The organism is Streptococcus alactolyticus (genome assembly GCF_012277075.1).
GTDB classification, from domain to species: domain Bacteria; phylum Bacillota; class Bacilli; order Lactobacillales; family Streptococcaceae; genus Streptococcus; species Streptococcus alactolyticus.
This window is the reverse complement of record NZ_JAAXMT010000005.1, coordinates 336,563-356,849: the sequence shown is the minus strand read 5'-3', so window position 1 is coordinate 356,849 and position 20,287 is coordinate 336,563. Positions and strand designations below refer to the sequence as shown.

At 39.9% G+C, this 20,287-nt stretch carries 10 protein-coding genes and 4 pseudogenes; 10 read left to right on the top strand and 4 right to left on the bottom strand.

What is annotated here, in order from left to right; all coding sequences use genetic code 11:
* The first annotated feature begins 19 nt into the window (after window positions 1-19).
* The 4 genes and pseudogenes from HFK82_RS03615 (at window position 20) to nox (ending at window position 6,846) form a co-directional block, all read left to right on the top strand.
* Window positions 20-673, top strand: coding sequence for a GDSL-type esterase/lipase family protein (locus HFK82_RS03615; protein ID WP_168260835.1), 654 nt, complete (start codon window positions 20-22; stop codon window positions 671-673).
* Window positions 674-768: 95 nt separating this feature from the next.
* On the top strand, window positions 769-2,280 hold the full coding sequence (locus HFK82_RS03610) for a glycoside hydrolase family 1 protein (RefSeq protein WP_168260834.1): 1,512 nt from the start codon (window positions 769-771) through the stop codon (window positions 2,278-2,280).
* A 159-nt stretch (window positions 2,281-2,439) separates the two neighbouring features.
* Window positions 2,440-5,301: pseudogene (locus tag HFK82_RS09355) on the top strand (GBS Bsp-like repeat-containing protein); the annotation flags it as partial.
* 177 nt (window positions 5,302-5,478) lie between these two features.
* On the top strand, window positions 5,479-6,846 hold the full coding sequence (gene nox / locus HFK82_RS03590) for a H2O-forming NADH oxidase (RefSeq protein ID WP_168260832.1): 1,368 nt from the start codon (window positions 5,479-5,481) through the stop codon (window positions 6,844-6,846).
* 105 nt (window positions 6,847-6,951) lie between these two features.
* On the opposite strand, the gene HFK82_RS03585 is transcribed toward nox, so the two are convergent.
* Complete coding sequence (locus tag HFK82_RS03585) at window positions 6,952-7,941, bottom strand: L-lactate dehydrogenase (protein ID WP_168260831.1); 990 nt, start codon at window positions 7,939-7,941, stop codon at window positions 6,952-6,954.
* A 213-nt stretch (window positions 7,942-8,154) separates the two neighbouring features.
* Here HFK82_RS03585 and gyrA point away from each other — a divergent pair, with 213 nt between their 5' ends.
* Together gyrA and HFK82_RS03575 are read left to right on the top strand one after the other, a co-directional pair.
* Window positions 8,155-10,596, top strand: coding sequence for a DNA gyrase subunit A (gene gyrA, locus HFK82_RS03580; RefSeq protein WP_168260830.1), 2,442 nt, complete (start codon window positions 8,155-8,157; stop codon window positions 10,594-10,596).
* A gap of 12 nt (window positions 10,597-10,608) precedes the next feature.
* Entirely contained in the window at window positions 10,609-11,280 is a 672-nt protein-coding gene (locus HFK82_RS03575; protein WP_168260829.1) for a class A sortase, read from the top strand.
* A 481-nt stretch (window positions 11,281-11,761) separates the two neighbouring features.
* Here HFK82_RS03575 and HFK82_RS09275 read toward each other — a convergent pair.
* Window positions 11,762-12,268: pseudogene (locus tag HFK82_RS09275) on the bottom strand (IS982 family transposase); the annotation flags it as partial.
* A 98-nt stretch (window positions 12,269-12,366) separates the two neighbouring features.
* The gene (locus HFK82_RS03570) at window positions 12,367-13,014 is read right to left on the bottom strand and encodes a LysR family transcriptional regulator (RefSeq protein ID WP_240928816.1); all 648 of its coding nucleotides are present in this window, start codon (window positions 13,012-13,014) and stop codon (window positions 12,367-12,369) included.
* Between the two features lie 473 nt (window positions 13,015-13,487).
* On the opposite strand from HFK82_RS03570, the gene HFK82_RS03565 reads away from it, so the two are divergent.
* The 3 genes and pseudogenes from HFK82_RS03565 (at window position 13,488) to HFK82_RS03555 (ending at window position 17,136) form a co-directional block, all read left to right on the top strand.
* The gene (locus tag HFK82_RS03565; protein ID WP_168260828.1) at window positions 13,488-14,492 is read left to right on the top strand and encodes an IS5-like element ISSth7 family transposase; all 1,005 of its coding nucleotides are present in this window, start codon (window positions 13,488-13,490) and stop codon (window positions 14,490-14,492) included.
* A gap of 206 nt (window positions 14,493-14,698) precedes the next feature.
* A pseudogene (locus HFK82_RS09270) lies at window positions 14,699-15,955 on the top strand (MFS transporter).
* Between the two features lie 202 nt (window positions 15,956-16,157).
* Window positions 16,158-17,136, top strand: a pseudogene (locus tag HFK82_RS03555) (DUF1002 domain-containing protein).
* 71 nt (window positions 17,137-17,207) lie between these two features.
* Here the strand turns inward: HFK82_RS03555 and HFK82_RS03550 are convergent.
* Complete coding sequence (locus HFK82_RS03550; RefSeq protein WP_168260827.1) at window positions 17,208-18,926, bottom strand: phospho-sugar mutase; 1,719 nt, start codon at window positions 18,924-18,926, stop codon at window positions 17,208-17,210.
* A 252-nt stretch (window positions 18,927-19,178) separates the two neighbouring features.
* Between HFK82_RS03550 and HFK82_RS03545 the strand changes: the two genes are divergently transcribed.
* The gene (locus HFK82_RS03545; protein ID WP_168260826.1) at window positions 19,179-20,255 is read left to right on the top strand and encodes an aspartate-semialdehyde dehydrogenase; all 1,077 of its coding nucleotides are present in this window, start codon (window positions 19,179-19,181) and stop codon (window positions 20,253-20,255) included.
* Window positions 20,256-20,287: the final 32 nt, after the last annotated feature.

Here is a 20,287-nt window from a genome sequence, read left to right as displayed (position 1 = left end):
AGTCACAAAAGGAGAAACTATGACTGGTTTTCAAGAACTATATCACAAAGCTGATGTGACAGAATTTCGCAACAAAGTTTTAGCTGACCAACAAGTACAGTTGTGGGAAAAATACGACGCTTTGAACAAACTGGTAAAACAGCCAAATATTGTCTTTGCTGGAGATTCTATCACTGAATATTTTCCAATTCACGAAATGCTGATATCTAATTTTCCGCTTTATAACCGTGGTGTTCATGGGATTAACAGTTTGCAGCTCTTAGAACATCTGCATACGCAGGTTTTAGATTTGCGTCCAAGTAAGGTAGTTTTGCTCATTGGGGTTAATGATTTAAAGATCAGACATCCAGAAGAAGTGTGTGAAACAATTGAGACAATCATGGCTACTATTCAACAAAAATTGCCTGAAACTGAGATTATCTTACTTTCTGTCTTTCCAATGAATGAGTCACCAAGATTTGTTCGCACACCAAATCATCGTAATAATGATAGCATCAATCAATTAAATAATTTGCTATCTAATTTGTCAAAAAAAAGTGTAATCTACCTCAATATTCACGATTCCTTGTGTGACGAAAGTGGTCATTTGCCACTAACTTGTACAATAGATGGCCTTCACCTTAATATCACTGGTTATCGTGTGGTGTCTGAAATTTTGTCAGTGTATTTGTAGTGGGATGGTATCATTTTCCAAGATAATAATGCAAGATTGCGCTTTCAAATAACGGTATACTATTATTGTACTTAATTGAAAGAGGGAAAAGATATATGACAAAAGCATTTCCAAAAAACTTCCTTTGGGGCGGAGCAATTGCTGCTAACCAAGCCGAAGGTGCTTATGACAAAGATGGTCGAGGACTTGTTGCAACTGATGTGACAACTGGTGGGTCAGTCAATGCGCCACGTTACATGACTTATATCGACAAAAATGGTAACCCTGGTAAAGCGCCAGCTATGGGACATAATGGTAAGATTCCTGAAGGGGCTAAATACGCCGTGCTCGATACAGAGCATTATCCAAACCATGTGGCTGTTGATTTTTATCACCGTTACAAAGAAGACATTAAGCTGTTTGCTGAAATGGGCTACTCTGTTTTTCGTTTGTCAATTTCTTGGGCTCGTATTTTCCCAAATGGTGTTGACAAAGAGCCTAATCAAGCAGGACTTGATTTCTACCATTCTGTCTTTGAAGAATGCCGTAAATATAACATTGAACCTTTGGTTTCAATTTGGCATTTTGATACGCCATTAGCACTTGAAGAAAATTATGGCGGTTGGAAAAATCGTAAGCTGATTGATTTTTATGTGCGTTATTGTGAGGTTATTTTTAACGAATACAAAGACTTGGTTAAATACTGGTTAACTTTCAATGAAATCAATAACACAACCATGTTCCTTGATATGTTTGGTTCAAAAGCTAGTGATGCAGATTATCAAGAAGGTTATCAAATTCTTCACCATCAATTTGTAGCATCAGCTAAAGCTGTTCAAATTGGTCATGCCATCAATCCTGATTTCATGATTGGAAATATGATTTGTGGTATTACATTTTATCCTGGCACATGTGATCCAGCAGATATCCTTGCTAATGAACACAAATGGCAATCAGGCATTTACTACTGTGGTGATGTGCAAGTAAAAGGAAAATACGGTACTTATGCCAAACGTCTTTGGAAAGAGCATAATGTTGAACTTCATATCACTGAAGAAGATCTTGAAGATTTGAAACGTGGTACGGTTGATATGTATACTTTCTCATATTATATGTCAAACAACGTGACGACCCACACAGGTGTCGAAGAAGTATCAGGAAACTTCTCAACAGGTGCTAAAAACCCTTATTTGACTTACTCTGACTGGGGTTGGGCACATGACCCAATGGGCTTGCAATATTACCTTGAAAAAATTTATGACCGCTACGCTATTCCATTGATGGTGGTTGAAAATGGTCTTGGTGCCTTTGATACGATTGAAGAAGACGGTTCTATCCACGATGATTATCGTATTGACTACCACCGTGCTCACATCAACGCTATGGCAGATGCGATTACAAATGGTGTGGACCTCATTGGCTACACAACTTGGGGTTGTATCGATATCGTTTCAGCTGGAACAGGTGAAATGCGTAAACGTTACGGTTTCATTTATGTGGATATGGACGATGCAGGCAACGGAACACTCAACCGTACACCAAAAGATAGCTTCTATTGGTACAAAGAGGTTCTGGCGACAAACGGACAAAAAGCCATTGAAGAGGCTGAAAATACAAGCAAAGAGTAGTGAGTCACTGCTCACCAATTAAGCTGGGACGACATGCCCAGCTTTTCTTTTTTATTAGTCAATAAAAGTCAAGCATTTCATTTTTCGGGGATTTTACCAACCTTAAAAATATGTTGAAATAGTAACAAAATGAAAGCTTTTTAGGAGAAGTTTATGAAGACAAAAGGTCATGGAGCCACAGGAGGCGGAACTGGAGTAACGGATAGAGTGACCGACGTTTATCTAGGTAGCAACGGTTTCAACATCCAATACAACCAACCAATCGCTGATGGGGCTAAAATCATGTTTGCGGTTTGGTCAGACAAGAATGGCCAAGATGACTTGATTTGGTACACGGCCGACAGCCATGGTAAAACAACAGCTAAATACACGGGTTCTTATGGCAAATACCATATTCACACCTATCAAAACCTTAATGGTAAAATGACTGGACTGAATGGAACAAGCATCATTGTGCCCTGAGCCAAGTGCCAAAGTGACAATTGCGAAAGCCAGCGAAACCAGTTACAAAGTAACGGTTTCAGATGTACCTGTCTACATTTCAAGCGTGCAATTGCCAACATGGACTCAAGCCAATGACCAAGATGATCTGATTTGGTACAAGACAACTAAGGATTCAAACACCACTTATTCGGCTATTATCAGTGTGGCTGAACACAATCCAGAAAGCGGTCGCTATAATGTTCACGTTTACGGAACGAGCGCGGTAACCAATGCTTTGACAGGTTTGGCTGGTACGCATTTTGAAGCGGATTACTATTTTGGTGACGTAGCGGTTGATGCCACATTAGCCAAAGACGGCATTGATTTGACTATGCCAAGTGATGTCAGCAAAGGGATGGCGGTTTACCACGCGGTTTGGTCTGCGGAAAATGATCAAGATGATATTGTTTGGTACAAGGCTGACCCTTCAGGTCATACTAAAGCCAACTACACTGGCTCTTACGGAACTTACCTCGTTCACACATATGGAGTTGTTCGCGGGCAAATGGTCGGTTTGAACGCCACTTCAGTCCTTGTGCCAAAACCAGAAGTTAAGGCTAATATTACCAAAGAAAGTGCGACGACTTACAAGGTAACCATCACTGATGTACCGATTTACATTGATGATATCCAAGTACCAACTTGGACAGAGGCAAATGGTCAAGACGATCTTCAATGGTACAAGGCAGAAAAAGCAGCAGACGGTTCTTATTACGTTGTTTTCAGCGAAGCGACCCATAATCTAGAAGCGGGTACTTACAATGTCCACGTTTATGGCTATAACCACGTTAAAAAGTACAAACAGGATTACTTGGCAAACGCTTTGAATCAGACTATCGTTTCGGTGATGTGGCCGTTAAGGCAGAATTGGCTCCAACAGGTATCTACATTACCATGCCAAGCGACGTCAGCTCAAACCTCAAAACTTACCACGCGGTTTGGTCAGCCAAAAACGATCAAGACGATATCAAATGGTACCAAGTGGCTAAAAATGGTCAATTAACAGCTAGCTACACAGGTGATTACGGTGCTTATTACATCCACACTTATGCCGTTGTCAAAGGGAAAATGACCTGCATCAGTGCAACCAGCATTGACGTGCCAAAACCAGATGTCAAAGTCAGTGTAACCCAAGCCAGCGATACTTCAGCTAAGGTTGTGGTGACCAACGTCCCAATCTACGTTCATGATATTGAAGTGCCTGTTTGGACTAGCCAAAACGGCCAAGATGATATCAAGTGGTACAAGGCAGAAAAAACAGCAGACGGCAGCTACACTTACACTTTCTACGCGAAAAATCATAACTTTGAATCAGGCCACTACAACGTTCACGTTTACGGTGTCAGCGAAGTAACACATTCCCTTGTTGGTTTCGCTACTACTTCAGGGATTGATTTGACCTTTAATCAAAACTTGACAGCACCAACGGTTACCGTGCAAAACCACAACGCCGATAAAGGAACGCTGCAAGTTGTTATTGCCGAAACAGAAACCTCAAAATCTATTGCGAGTGTGTCCGTAGCAGCATGGTCAGAAAGCGATCAATCAAACCTTCATTAGTACACAACGTCAAATCTTGTCGATGGTTCGGCAACTGTGACCGTGGATGAAAAATACCACCACAATCTAACAGGAAATTACACTGTTCATACTTATATCAAAACAAAAGATGGCAGTACCATTGGTTATAATTTGGAACAATGTGCCTTTAACAATACCCAATCAACAACTAGCGTAACAGCTACTTATAAGGGGACAGGCGTTTATGGCGTTACCATTTCAGGTGTGTATTCAAATGGCTCTGTTAAATACGCTGTCTGGTCAGATGTTAATGGCCAGGACGACATTAAGTGGTACGACGCTTCTGTTTCACAAGCGGTTGCAACTGGTTTAATTAATGTTGCTAACCATTCTGGAACAGGAACCTATCATTTGCACGCTTACCAGTCTGATAATGGGAAAATGTACTTGCTTGGTAAAACGGAATTTACCGTGAAAAAAACCAGCTACAACACTCCTTATTACAATCAGAAAGATGAACGCTGGGGAAACACTCTCTACGGTGGCTACAAAATGGGAGCAACAGGTTGTGTGCCAACCAGTTTATCTATGATTATCTCGTCATTATCAGGAAAAGAAATTTTACCAACGATGGTAGCAGATTACCTGTATTATGATACGGTTGAATTTAACCGTGGTAGTCAAGGAACGAGTGGAAATGGTGTATTGTTGGCCTCTAAACACTTTGGAATGACACCGACAGCTTTGGGTTCAGTGAATGAATTAACCAATGCCTTGAAAGAAGGTCACTATGTATCAGCATCTGTTCAGATGAATAAGTTCTCGTCATGGCCTTTTGGCACCAGCCACGCTATTGTCTTAAAAGGCTATTCAAATGGAAATACCTATGTTTTAGATCCGTATAACGCAGCCAACAACGGCTGGTATCCAATTGATGCCCTTTGGAGAGAACAAAGTACGCAATATGAAAACATTGCTGCTTTGGGTCATCCATTGGTGAAAATCACGGATATCTAATGACAAAAAGGGAACCAGGAGGTTCTCTTTTTATATTTTTTCCATGAAACTCATATCATTATGAGGTGTTTTTATTTTCAGAAATAGGGAGAAAACTTGAAACAAAATACTTGTAAGCGTTTTTTCTATGTGGTATAATAATAGTGATAAAACTATTAGTCAGTAGAGGTTTTTCTTATGAGTAAAATTGTTGTTATCGGAGCAAACCATGCTGGAACAGCATGTATTAAAACCATGTTAACCAACTACGGAGCTAACAATGAAATTGTTGTTTTTGATCAAAATTCTAATATTTCATTTTTAGGCTGTGGTATGGCGCTATGGATTGGAGAGCAGATCTCTGGTCCAGAAGGGTTATTCTACTCTAGCAAGAAAGAGCTAGAAGAGTTAGGTGCTACCATTTATATGAATTCTCCTGTGGAGTCTGTCGATTATGATAATAAAGTGGTAACAGCAATTGTAGATGGTCAAACACATGAAGAACACTACGATAAATTGATTTTTGCGACAGGTTCGCAACCTATTATTCCTAAGATTAAAGGGGTTCACATGGACCCAGATTCTCTTGAATTCAAAGCAGCTCTTGAGAATGTTCAGTTTGTGAAATTGTACCAAAACGCTGAAGATGTGATTAATAAATTACACCATGAAAACATTTCACGTGTTGCCGTTGTTGGTGCGGGTTATATTGGTGTAGAATTGGCAGAAGCCTTCCAACGTAATGGCAAAGAAGTAACCCTTATCGATGTTGCTGAAACATGCTTGGCAGGTTACTATGACGCAGATTTTAGTGCAGCGATGGCGAAAAATTTGGAAGATCACGGTATTCGACTAGCCTTTGGTGAAGCCGTTAAAGAAATTGCGGGTCAAACAAAAGTTGAAAAAATCATCACTGATAAAGCTGAATACGATGTTGATATGGTTATCCTTGCTGTTGGTTTCCGCCCAAATACTACTCTAGGTGGTGGCAAAGTGGAACTCTTCTCAAACGGTGCTTTCCTAGTGGATAAATACCAAGAAACAAGTGTTCCCGGCGTCTATGCTATTGGTGACTGTGCAACTATTTTCAATAACGCAACACAAACAATCGATTATATCGCTCTTGCATCGAATGCAGTAAGAACAGGGATTGTGGCAGCCCACAATGCTTGCGGACATAAATTAGAAGGTGTCGGTGTCCAAGGTTCAAACGGTATTTCGATTTATGGCTTAGACATGGTTTCAACTGGTTTGACTTTGGAAAAAGCAGCTGCCAAAGGATTTGAAGCAGCAGAAGTGGAATACAAAGACAATCAAAAGCCTGAATTTATCGAGAAAGACAATGCCAAAGTAACCTTGAAGATTGTTTACGATAAAAAGACTCGCAGAATTCTAGGGGCACAATTGATGTCTAAAAAAGACATTTCTTTGGCACTGCACCTCTTCTCATTGGCTATCCAAGAGCAAGTAACGATTGATAAATTAGCTTTGACAGATTTGTTCTTCTTGCCACACTTCAATAAACCTTATAACTACATTATTATGGCAGCGTTGAGTGCTGAGTAGTGTTGAGTAAAAAAATAACAGGGAGTGGTAGTTTCCTGTTATTTTTTATTTTAAGGTAGAAAAAAGAGAGTCTTTCGACTCTCTTTTACCATCCTTTAGAGCTAATTAGTTTTTAGAAGCAGCAACGTATTCTTCTTTAGAGAAAGCTTTGTCGATGATAGCTTTTAATTCTTCTGCAGAAGCTTGCATTTTTTGTGTTTCAGCATCGTTCAATGGAATGTTCACTGGACGAACGATACCATGTGCACCAACGATAGCAGGTTGACCAATGTAGCAATCAGTTACGCCTGGGTATTGACCGTCTTGATATACAGAAACTGGAAGAACGGCATTTTCATCGTTAAGAATAGCTTGAGTAATACGTGCAAGGGCAACAGCGATACCGTAGAATGTAGCACCTTTTTTGTCGATGATTGAGTATGCAGCGTCACGTACGCTTACAAATAGATCAACCACTTCTTCAGCGTTGAAGTTTTCAACATCTTTAAGGTAGTTTTCGAGATTTACACCAGCAACGTTAGCATGTGACCAAACAGCGAATTCAGAGTCACCGTGTTCACCCATGATGTATGCGTGTACTGAACGTGCATCAACACCAAGTTTTTCACCCAATGCTTGACGGAAACGAGCTGTGTCAAGTGAAGTACCTGAACCAATAACGCGTTCTTTAGGGAATCCTGAGAATTTCCATGTAGAGTAAGTCAAGATATCAACTGGGTTAGCAGCGACCAAGAAGACTCCGTTGAAACCAGATTTAACGATTTCAGTAACGATAGATTTGTTGATAGCCAAGTTTTTATCAACAAGGTCAAGACGAGTTTCACCTGGTTTTTGAGGAGCACCAGCAGTAATTACGACAAGATCAGCATCTGCACAGTCTTCGTATTTAGCAGCGTAGATTTTTTTAGGTGAAGTGAATGCAAGAGCGTGGCTCAAATCTTCAGCGTCACCAACAGCTTTGTTGAAAAATTGTGGAATTTCGATGATACCAAGTTCTTGTGCGATTCCTTGGTTTACAAGCGCAAATGCGTAAGATGATCCAACGGCACCATCACCAACAAGAATAACTTTTTTGTGTTGTTTAGTTGCAGTCATTATCTAAACATCTCCTTAACTTTTTTTGAGGTTAAAGCCTCATACGTTTATATTTTAGCACGTTACGTGAGATATGTCACTAATTTATTCTAAAAACTTTGTGAAATTTTATTTTAGTGTAGTCAATCTAAGTTTGGCTAGCCATGTCGTTTCTAGGAAAAATATGGTATAATATAGAAGAGTTTTACAGTAGAGGAGGAGAGTTTTTCCTTAATGCAGGATAAAAATTTAATTGACGTTAATCTAACCTCAGAGATGAAAGTAAGTTTTATCGATTATGCGATGTCTGTTATTGTCGCACGCGCACTGCCAGATATTCGCGATGGGTTAAAGCCTGTTCATCGCCGCATTCTTTATGGAATGAATGAGCTTGGAGTAACGCCTGATAAACCGCATAAAAAATCAGCTCGTATCACAGGGGATGTCATGGGTAAATATCACCCTCATGGTGATTCTTCGATTTATGAAGCTATGGTTCGAATGGCTCAATGGTGGAGCTATCGTCATATGTTGGTTGATGGTCACGGAAACTTTGGTTCAATGGATGGTGATGGTGCAGCAGCACAACGTTATACCGAAGCCCGAATGAGCAAAATTGCGCTAGAGATGTTGCGTGATATCAACAAAAAAACAGTTGATTTCCAAGATAACTACGATGGTAGCGAACGTGAGCCTTTGGTCTTACCATCGCGTTTTCCTAATTTGTTGGTCAATGGTGCAACAGGGATTGCCGTCGGTATGGCGACAAATATCCCACCGCACAACTTAGGCGAATCGATTGATGCGGTTAAGTTGGTGATGGATAATCCTAACGTGACGACGCGTGAATTGATGGAAGTCTTGCCTGGACCAGATTTCCCAACAGGGGCTTTGGTAATGGGACGTTCAGGGATTTACAAAGCTTATGAAACAGGTAAGGGGTCTATTATCCTGCGTTCACGTGCAGAGATTGAAACAACTAAGAGTGGTCGTGAGCGTATCGTGGTGACGGAGTTCCCTTATGGCGTCAATAAAACTAAGGTACACGAACACATCGTGCGTTTGACGCAAGAAAAGCGTATCGAAGGAATCACAGCGGTACGTGATGAATCAAGCCGCGAAGGTATTCGCTTTGTTATTGAAGTGCGTCGTGATGCCTCTGCTAATGTGATTTTGAATAATCTTTTTAAATTGACCAGCTTGCAAACCAATTATAGTTTTAATATGCTGGCGATTGAAAATGGTGTGCCTAAGATTTTATCACTCAAACAGATTATTGTTGATTACATCGAGCACCAAAAAGATGTGATTGTTCGCCGCACAAAATTTGATAAAGCAAAGGCAGAAAAACGCGCTCACATCTTGGAAGGCTTGCTGATTGCTTTAGACCACTTGGACGAAGTGATTAGCATTATCCGCAATAGCGAAACCGATGTTTTGGCACAAAAAGAATTGATGGAACGTTTCCAATTGTCAGAACGTCAAAGTCAAGCTATCCTTGATATGCGTTTGCGTCGTTTGACTGGTTTGGAAAGGGAAAAAATCCAAGATGAATACGATGATTTGTTGGCTTTGATTGCTGATTTGTCGGATATTTTAGCCAAACCAGAGCGTATTATTGCGATCATCAAAGAAGAAATGGACGAGATTAAGCGTAAATATGCTGACCCTCGCCGTACAGAATTGATGGTGGGAGAAGTGCTTTCACTAGACGATGAAGATTTGATTGAAGAAAGCGATGTTCTCATCACCTTGTCTGATAATGGTTACGTTAAACGCCTTTCTCAAGACGAATTCCGTGCGCAAAAACGTGGCGGTCGTGGAGTCAAGGGAACAGGTGTCAATGACGATGACTTTGTGCGAGAATTGGTATCGACAAATACTCACGATTACGTTTACTTTATGACCAATCGTGGTCGTGTTTACCGTTTGAAGGGCTATGAAATCCCTGAATACGGTCGCAGTGCCAAGGGATTACCAATTGTCAATCTCTTGAAATTGGACGAAGACGAAGTGGTTCAAACCATCATCAGAGCCACACAAGCTGAGTCAGAAGAAAATTATTTCTTCTTTGTGACACGAAATGGGATTATCAAGCGAACTAAGGAGTCTGAATTTGCGCATATTCGTCAAAATGGTCTGAAGGCTATTACCCTTAAAGACGGTGATGAGTTAATCAATGTTATCCGAACAAGCGGCGATGATGATATCATCATTGGAACACGTTTTGGTTATAGTGTCCGCTTTAAAGAAAGTGCTGTTCGTAGTATGAGCCGCTCAGCTTCAGGTGTTCGTGGGGTAAATCTTCGTGAGGGTGACGCTGTTGTGGGTACTTCACGCATCACAGATGACCAAGAAGTGCTTGTGATTACAGAGAAGGGTTACGGCAAACGTACAGCTGCATCTGAATACCCAACTAAAGGTCGCGGTGGTAAAGGTATTAAGACTGTTAAGATCACTGAGAAAAATGGTCTGTTAGCTGGTCTAGCAACTGTCAATGGTGACGAGGATATCATGGTTATTACAGATACAGGTGTTGTCATTCGTACAGGTGTGTCTAATATTTCGCAAACAGGTCGTTCAACCTTGGGCGTTAAAGTCATGAAATTGGACCAAGATTCTAAAATCATGACCTTTACCCTCGTCCATCCCGAAGAAGAAAATGATGAAGTATAAGGCTATAAGGATATGAAAAGAAGATTCGAAACAACTCTGAAAGTCTTTATCTGCTTTGTTTTAATCGTCGTTGGTCTAGCCTTGATTTTTAATCAGTCTATTTGTAATTTTTTGATTGGTCGCCAGTCAAATCGTTACCAAATCGAAAAAGTATCTAAAAAAACACTGGAAAAAAACCAGTCGGCAGACGTGACTTATGATTTTTCAGCGGTTGAGCCAATCAGTTTGCAGTCTGTTTTAAAAAATCAGACGAGTCAGGTTGATTTGCCTGTGATTGGTGGGATTGCCATCCCTGATTTAGACATCAATCTTCCTATTTTTAAAGGCTTGGGCAATACAGAATTATCTTACGGCGCTGGGACGATGAAGAAAAATCAAGTTATGGGCGGGGTCAATAATTACGCACTCGCCAGCCATCACGTTTTTGAATTGGAAGGTTCGTCTAAAATGCTCTTTTCACCACTTGAACGTGCTAAAACTGGCATGACGATTTATTTGACGGACAAATCAATGATTTACACTTATGTCATCACGTCAGTGGAGTCAGTAGCACCTGACCGCTCAGATGTGCTAAACGACAGTCCTGGGCAATCTGAGGTAACCTTGGTGACGTGTACCGACCAAGCTGCGACCAACCGTATTGTGGTCAAGGGCAATCTAGAAGCTTCAGTTTCCTATGACTAAGCTCCAAAGGACGTGCTAAAGGCTTTCCAATATGCTTATAATCAAATGTCCTTTTAACCTAAAACCTTGGTTACCATCGTAGGAAAGAAAAACTATAAGAATTGTCAATAGTTTGTTCTAAATTTTATGATGCTTTTCATGTGCTAGTTTGATTCTAAAATACTCTTTTCTTTAAAGTTTGATAAAATACTTAACAAAAACTAGCTAGCAAAACTGCTAGCTAGTTTTATATATTCCTCAATATACGATTTCTTTGGGGTGATTGTTGGTAAAGTATTAAGTGGCATCAAGTATTTGGCATTTGACTAAAATATCTGAGTATTCATAGCGAAGTCCGATTCTGATAAATAGAATTTCTACTTTAAGAGTAAATTTAGTATATAAGTTAACCTCTCCTCATACGACAATTTAGTGCATCAGACCTATAGCTAGTTAAAAAGCAACAATGATTTTTTATACTATATTCGTGGTTCTAGTTAATTTAAAAATAACGTGAATTATGAGCAAGAACGATTTGTTCAGGTCTTAACTGTATCCAAGCTAGTCTTCTAACTAATGATGTGTCTTGGACACCCAAAAGACGAAAAGACGGCACAGTTCCGAAAAACCTTGTCCATAGATAGTACCTTTCCAGTCCTAGGCTCTACTTGAGTTCATTACTTAGATAGTCTAAATCGCTGATAATGAGCAACTGTTTGCATGCTTCTAATAGCTCATGGGTTGCTTTGATATCATGAACAGAGATTGGTGTCATAACGTAGTTCAGAATATAACCTGATAAAGTAACCAACATCTGCTAATCCTTTAAAAATGGAGACTCTGTGATTGCGTACAGCTTGGCAATGAAGCGGCAGATGTTATAGAAATGGCGTTGCGATGTCATGTTCAGTTTAGCTTGTAACAAAAGCAAGACGAGAAGGGACACATCAGAAAAGTTAACCAATTTAACGTTACGCCGATGTTTAAAGGAGTCTGGGCAGTAGTTTTTTGTGTCTTTTGAAATTAATTAGCACCAAGGGTATACCATACCAAAATATATCTCACTAATGGATAGTGCCTGCTTTGTTTATATATATTTCGTCATTCTCATTTCAAATTTTCCCAGACGGTTTGAATGGCAGCAATTTCCTTTTTAAACTGAGATTTGTTCGTTTTCAGATAGGCAAGGTAAAAATCAATCTGTGCTGTTTCGTCGGTAATAGGCATTTCTAAACGACGATTGTGAACTTGCTTTTCGCGCGTGAGATGCGTGATGTTGGTAGTGAAATAAGGTAGACTTGAATAGCGCCTAATTTCATTGAAATCATCAACTTCATCTTGGTAAATAAATTTCGCATTTGGAATATTGTCCTCAATAATTTGTTGCCAAATACCAATGTCGCGAAGAACCACGAAACTAAAACCAGCTATTTCTTGAAATGTTGTTTTGGTTTTATTAGCTGGGACGATCATGGCATCACTGTTAACACGTAAACTTTCCGTGCCGACATAAAGTGATTCGATGTTATCTGTTTGAATTTCTTGGTGTGTAAAAATGAGTTGATAATCTGGAGAAAGCAATTTAGCAATAATTCCCCCTTCAGAAAGCAAATTTTTATCAATGCTAATATGCTCGGATGCTACATCTTCAGCAATGTAAAGCGGACCAGGAGCTACTGAACCTAATCGTATTTTTCCTGAATGTTTCTCAAAATCTTGGATATGATCGATAAAGGCCTGTTTGGCTTCTAGCAATTTTTCAGCTTCTTTGGTAGCTAATTGACCTGTTTCCGTTAAGCTAATGTGATTAGGAGTTCGTTTGAATAAAGTTACTCCGAGTTAGTCTTCGAGTTTTTGCATGCCTCGTGTGACCGTTGGCTAAGTGACCATAAGGTGCTCTGCTGTGGCAGAGAGCGTACCGTATTTGGCAAAAGCAACAAGGGCTTCTAAAAGGTAGTCATCAATCATGAATGCTTTCCTTTCTGGTAAGTATACGTTACAAGTATACTACTATAGAAGAGAAGTAATTTTCAAATAAAAAGCCTTGGTATATAGTTTAAGTATCAAAAGGAAAGAGGGTTATTTTGAAAACAATCTTTCCTAAAGGTTAGTTGGAGGAAAAATTATGAGTATTTTGTTTATGGGCACCTCTAAAAACTCCTCAAAAAACCTATAAAATGAGATAATAGAAATACAAGTATAAAACTCGATAAACGAGGTTAAACACGATGCATTTATTTACTGATGATGAAAAAATCTTGTCAAAACTCACTGAAAAAGGTAATCCATTGGAACGTCTAGACGCTGTCATGGATTGGCAACTCTTTCTCCCCTTGTTATCAGAATTGTTTTCTCGCAAGAATAAAGTTATTGGTCGTGGAGGTCGTCCTCACCTTGATTACCTCATGATGTTCAAAGTCCTTTTACTTCAACGGTTACATAACTTGTCTGACGATGCTATGGAATATCAATTGCTTGATCGCTTATCCTTTCGTCGTTTCGTTGGTTGCCACGAAGATAATGTCCCAGATTCAAAAACTATCTGGCTTTATCGAGATCGCTTGACTCAATCAGGTCGCGAAAAGGAATTATTCGACTTGTTCTATACTCAACTCTCGGACGAAGGTTTGATTGCCCACACAGGTCAAATAGTTGATGCTTCATTTGTGGAATGTCCTAAGCAGCGCAATTCCCGTGAGGAAAATGAGAAAATCAAAGCGCATGAAACTGTAGAAGGTTGGAACAAAGCCAAACGATGCCAAAAAGATATCGATGGGAGCTGGACTCAAAAAGGGGGTGTTCGTTACTTTGGCTATAAAAATCACGTCTGTGTTGATAGAAAATCAAAGCTAATCAAAGATTATGGCGTCACAACAGCTAGTATACATGACTTCAATGTTCTAGCTTCTCTTTGTGATGCCAACGAACCTGTATTTGATGATAGTGCCTATGTGAGGAAAAGTGTTCCTGACAACTGCCAACACCATACCGTCCGTCGTGCTTTCCGAAATAAACCATTGACCGATACAGACAAGAACATTAACCGTCATATTGCCAAAGTCCGTTGTCGAGTTGAGCATGTTTTTGGTTTTATTGAAAATAGCATGAAGGGAAGTACCTTTAGAGGGATTGGAATGGATAGGGCAAAGACAAATGTGACCTTAACCAATCTCCTCTATAACATCTTTCGATTTGAACAGATTAAACGACTAGGGTTGAAATCATGGGCTTAGTGCGCCCAAAAATTGGGAAATAGCCTTGAGTAAGACTCACAAACAAAAATTTACAAGAAATAAACTGTAGATTAAAGATAAATTTGACGCTCTAGATGCTCTACTGGTGTTTTTAGAGATTCCCTTATCAACTACGCTAACTATTCTATTTAGCATTTATTAAGAAAATCATATTGCTATGGCTTTTCTTATTGAAAAGGAGAAACATGGCTCAAAAAGTTCAAAAATTTGGTATGGTATTACCAATTGTATTGCTTAGTTATTTTATGATTTTATTGGATAATTCGATTATCTTTACTAGTACTGTCCACATTAGCCAAGATTTACAGATGTCTGCTACTTTATTGTCTTGGGTTAGCAATGCTTACGCGTTAACATTTGGTGGTTTTTTACTATTTTTCGGACGAATGGGAGATATTTACGGACGTAAACGCATTTTTCAAATAGGGCTTGTTATTTTTACCGTTGCTTCCTTTTTAGTTGGTATTTCAACAAGTTCTACCATGATTATTGTGATGCGAGCGTTTCAAAGAATTGGGTCTGCCATTTTAGCACAGACGACCTTGGCGCTTTTAATGGATGCCTATAGGGGGCCAGCTATTGCCTACTATGGTGTCACAGCAGAGCTTGGGGCTAGTTTTGGTTTGCTGATTGGTGGTCTAATTACGAGTTACAGTAGTTGGCGTTATGGCTTTTTGATTAATGTTCCTGTGGGCATTATCATGTTTTGCTTGACGCAACGATTTATCTCACAATCTTTAAGAGATAAGGATTTAGTTTTGGATTGGTGGGGTGCTATTTTATCAGTAATAACCTTTAGTAGTCTTGTTTACAGTATTAATGGTAATGTTTTACGTTGGTTGTCAGGAGTGATTTGTGTTTTTGCTTTTGTGACTTTTCTTTAGATTGAAAGTCACCATTCAAAACCGTTGATGCCCCTTAGCCTTTTTAGAAATGGAATGCGTTCAAGTGCGTATATTGCTCGTTTTTTCTTTATGAGTGCTAGTATGTCTTATTTCTTCTTGATGCCTCAAGTACTTCAGCGTTATTTTTGGTATTCACCACTGCAAGCTGCTTTTGCTTTTATTCCAATGACATTGACACAATTTATCTTTTCACTTTTTGTTAATCGCCTGACTCAACGTTTTTCAAATGTTTTTGTTCTTGTTTTGGGAACGGTTATGAATTTGACGGGATATATCATTGGGGTTAGTTTGGGCTTACATCATGGCTACTTTTTAGGTGTCGCTATTCCGATGGTTTTCATTGGGGTTGGGCAAGGACTTGTTCTTGGGCCGATGACTGTCGAAGGGGTATCCGATACTAAGGCTGATGAAGCAAGAGCTGCGTCTGGTGTTGTTAATACCGTTCACCAAATCGGTGGAGCCGTAGGATTGTCATTGGTGTCTTTATTGACATCATCACTAAGCAATCCTGAAAAAATGATTGTTCATAGCCAGTAAATCATGTTAATTTACGTTATCATCATGCTACTAGCTTCCCTAAACATTTACCGTTTAAAAAGTAAATAGAGATCAGAAATCATATTACTATGGATTTTTCCTTTATTACAGGGCTTTTATTACCACCTCATTTTGAAAAAATATTATAAAAATGTTATAATATTATAATAACAAAGGAGTTTAATTAAGAAAGGAATAAATCATGTTCAGTATCAAAAAGTATTTCGTGGCAGTTGCTCTGCTTATCGCTTCGATGATAGGCGCGGTGCAAGTGCAGGCTGCTGGACAATCTGTTCAAGATGTTATTGATGAAACCTATGTGCAATCGCAATATGTTTTAGGCTATTCTTTATCAGATGAGCAGCGTTTGCAAACCTTGGCTTTGTTGAATTACAATGAGTCAAAAGACACCAACATCAAAACCATTTCAACAAGCGCCTATGCCAAAATTATGAATGTCGCGGATGCCCCAAGCTTGCAGTTGTATTCTTCGGTTAAAATCTAAAAACTAGGCGCTTCTGAAGTCCTTACGGTCAACATTGTCACACCTGAAAACATCACAAAAGTGACCAAGGATATGTACCGTAATGCTGCGGTAACCTTAGGCATTGAGCACGCTTCTATCGAAGTGGCGTCACCTATCGCGGTAACTGGTGAATCTGCCTTAGCAGGTATTTATTACTCACTCGAAGAAAATGGGGCAACGATTTCAGACGAAAGCAAAGAACTTGCCCAAGAAGAATTGGACACCTTAGCCACTATCAATTCTGAAAACGAAGGAAACAGGGGTTACAGTGCCGACCAGCTAAATGTGGCACTTGCTGATATCAAATCAGCCGTAGCAGACGCAGGCGAAGGGGCTTCTAAAGAAGATATTCAAAAAATTGTCGATGAAACCCTCAGCAACTACAAGCTGCAAAATGTGCTTTCAAATAACCAAGTCAACCTCATCGTGAATTACGCGGTTAATTTATCAAAATCAGATGTGGTTAATAGCAAGAGCTTCCGTTCAACCCTAGCTTCACTTAAAAATAGTATTGTCGAACAATCAAAATCATAAAGGTATGAATTTGAACTTTAATGCGGCAGATACGTTACAATCAAGCCAAAACTTTTTAGTGAGAATGTGGAATGCTATCGTGAACTTCTTTAAACAGTTATTTAGCAATTTTGGTGCTTAATGAATAACCCTTGCAGGTGTCTGCGAGGGATTTTGTATACAAAAAAAGAGAGAAAGTTCCTCTCTTTTGTCTTATTTGACGAAGTTGTTGATTTCAGCTTCGATGTTAGCAATTTTAGCTTCTGCATCAGCCAAGTCAGTTCCAACTGTCGCGATGTAGAATTTGATTTTTGGTTCTGTACCTGAAGGGCGAACTGCAATCCAAGAATCATCAGCAAGAGTGTATTTCAACACGTTGCTTGGTGGCGTTGTCAAAGCTGTCACGCTACCGTCAGCAGTAGTAGCTGTTTGCGCCAAGAAATCTTCTGTTTTGGCAATAGCTGTTTCGTTGAATGCCACTGGAGCGTTGTTGCGGAATTTATCCATGATTTTCTTGATTTCGGCAGCACCGTCAACACCGCTAAGGGTAACAGAAATAGTTTTTTCAGCGAAGTAGCCGTATTCTTTGTAGATTTCTTCGATACCATCAGCAAGTGTCAAACCACGTGAACGGTAGTAAGCGGCAATTTCAGCCACGATAAGAACGGCTTGGATAGCATCTTTATCACGTACAAATGGTTTGATAAGATAACCAAAGCTTTCTTCAAAACCAAACATGTAAGTGTGGTTGCGTTTTTCTTCAAATTCTTGAATTTTCTCAGCGATGAATTTGAAACCAGTCAAGACGTTAAACATTGTTGCACCGTAGCTTTCAGCGATTTTTGTCACCAATTCAGTTGAAACGATTGATTTAGCTAGGGCTGCATTTTCTGGTAATGTACCAGCTGATTTGTGGGCTTCAAGAATGTATTTAGCGATAATAGCACCGATTTGGTTACCAGAAAGGTTGCGGTAAGAACCGTCTGCTTGACGAATTTCAACACCAAGACGATCAGCATCAGGGTCAGTGGCAACAAGCACGTCAGCATCGACCTTGCGGCCAAGTTCTTCTGCAAGAGCAAAGGCTTCTTGGTTTTCTGGGTTTGGTGATTTAACGGTAGAAAAATCAGGGTCTGGAACAGCTTGAGCTTCAACGACTTGAACTGAGTCAAAACCAGCTTGAGCAAGGGCACGACGTGCCAACATTTCACCAGTACCGTGAAGTGGTGTGTAGACAATCTTCATGTCTTTACCGTATTCATCAATTAAGTCTTGGTTGATGTTCACGTCTTTAACTTCTTTAAGGTATTCTGCATCAACCGCTTCACCGATAACTTCAATCAAGCCAGAAGCTTTGCTTTCTTCAAGGTCAGCCAAAGCAATGGTGAATGGGTCTTCAATAGTACGGATAAAGTCAGTCAAAGCATCAGCATCAGCTGGTGGCATTTGCCCACCGTCTTCACCATAAACTTTGTAACCGTTAAATGGTGCAGGGTTGTGGCTGGCAGTAATCATGATACCAGCAAATGTGCCTAAATGACGAACGGCAAATGATAATTCAGGGGTTGGACGTAATGATTCAAACACATAGCTTTTAATGCCGTGTTGGGCTAAAACTTGTGCTGATTCAAAGGCAAATTCAGGTGAGAAGTGACGAGAATCGTAAGCAATAGCTACACCGCGTTTTTTAGCCTCGTCGCCTTTTGTTTCAATCAATTTTGCCAATCCTTCAGTTGCTTGGCGAACAACGTAGATGTTGATGCGGTTTGTACCAGCACCGATGTATCCACGCATACCAGCCGTACCAAACTCAAGGTTGGTGTAAAAGGCATCCTCTTTGGTTTTTTCATCCATTTGGAGCAATTCCTGACGAAGATAGTCAGGGAGTTGTTCAAAGTTTAACCATTTTTCATAATTTTGACTATAAGACATAAGTAGAACTCCTTTATTTGTTCGTCTAAACGCTTACATTATATCATGTTGTTAGGGAATTATCTAGTGCAAATTGAAGAATCCTTTGTAAAATCCCTAAAAATAGCCTGTAAATTTTCAAAAAATGGGAGCCAATTTGCTTAAAGGAGAACTTTCTTTTTGCTTAAAAAAATAGTATAATAGAAGCACTATAATTTTTAGAAAATTTCGAGAATAGCTATTACAACTATTTTCACAGGAAGAGGTATTGAAATGGGCTATACAGTCGCTGTCGTTGGTGCCACAGGTGCCGTTGGAACTCGCATGATTCAACAATTGGAACAATCAACACTCCCGATTGACAAGGTGCGTCTTTTGTCATCTTCTCGTTCTGCTGGTAAGGTTTTGCAGTACAAGGGGCAGGATGTGACGGTTGAATTGACCACTGAAGAGTCATTTGAAGGCGTTGATATTGCTCTTTTCTCAGCAGGTGGTTCAGTGTCAGCTAAATTTGCTCCTTATGCGGTAAAAGCTGGAGCAGTGGTCGTTGATAACACGTCTTATTTCCGTCAAAATCCAGATGTGCCTTTGGTTGTTCCTGAAGTTAATGCGCACGCGCTAGATGACCACAACGGAATCATTGCCTGCCCAAACTGTTCAACCATTCAAATGATGGTTGCTTTGGAACCTATTCGCCAAAAATGGGGCTTGAGCCGTGTTATTGTATCAACTTACCAAGCTGTTTCAGGTGCGGGCCAATCGGCTATTAATGAAACCCTTCGTGAAATCAAGGAAGTGGTGAACGACGGTGTTGAACCAAAAGACCTCCGCGCTGACATTTTGCCATGCGGTGGGGACAAAAAACACTTCCCAATTGCCTTTAATGCCTTGGCACAAATCGATGTGTTCACAGACAACGATTACACTTATGAAGAAATGAAAATGACCAAAGAAACTAAGAAAATCATGGAAGAGCCAGAACTTCCTGTTTCTGCGACTTGTGTGCGTGTGCCTGTGCTTTATTCACATTCAGAATCTGTTTACATTGAAACCAAAGAAGTGGCACCGATTGATGAGGTGAAAGCGGCTATCGCAGCCTTCCCAGGTGCTGTGCTTGAAGATGATGTGGCTAACCAAGTTTATCCACAAGCGGCTAATGCAGTTGGTAAACGCGAAACCTTCGTTGGTCGTATTCGCAAGGACTTGGATGTTGCCAATGGTATTCATATGTGGGTGGTTTCAGATAACCTCCTCAAAGGTGCTGCTTGGAACTCAGTTCAAATTGCAGAAACCCTTCACGAACGTGGTCTTGTCCGCCCAACAAAAGAATTAAAATTTGAACTAAAATAAGCCAAGCAAACACAAACAGGAACATTAGAGGA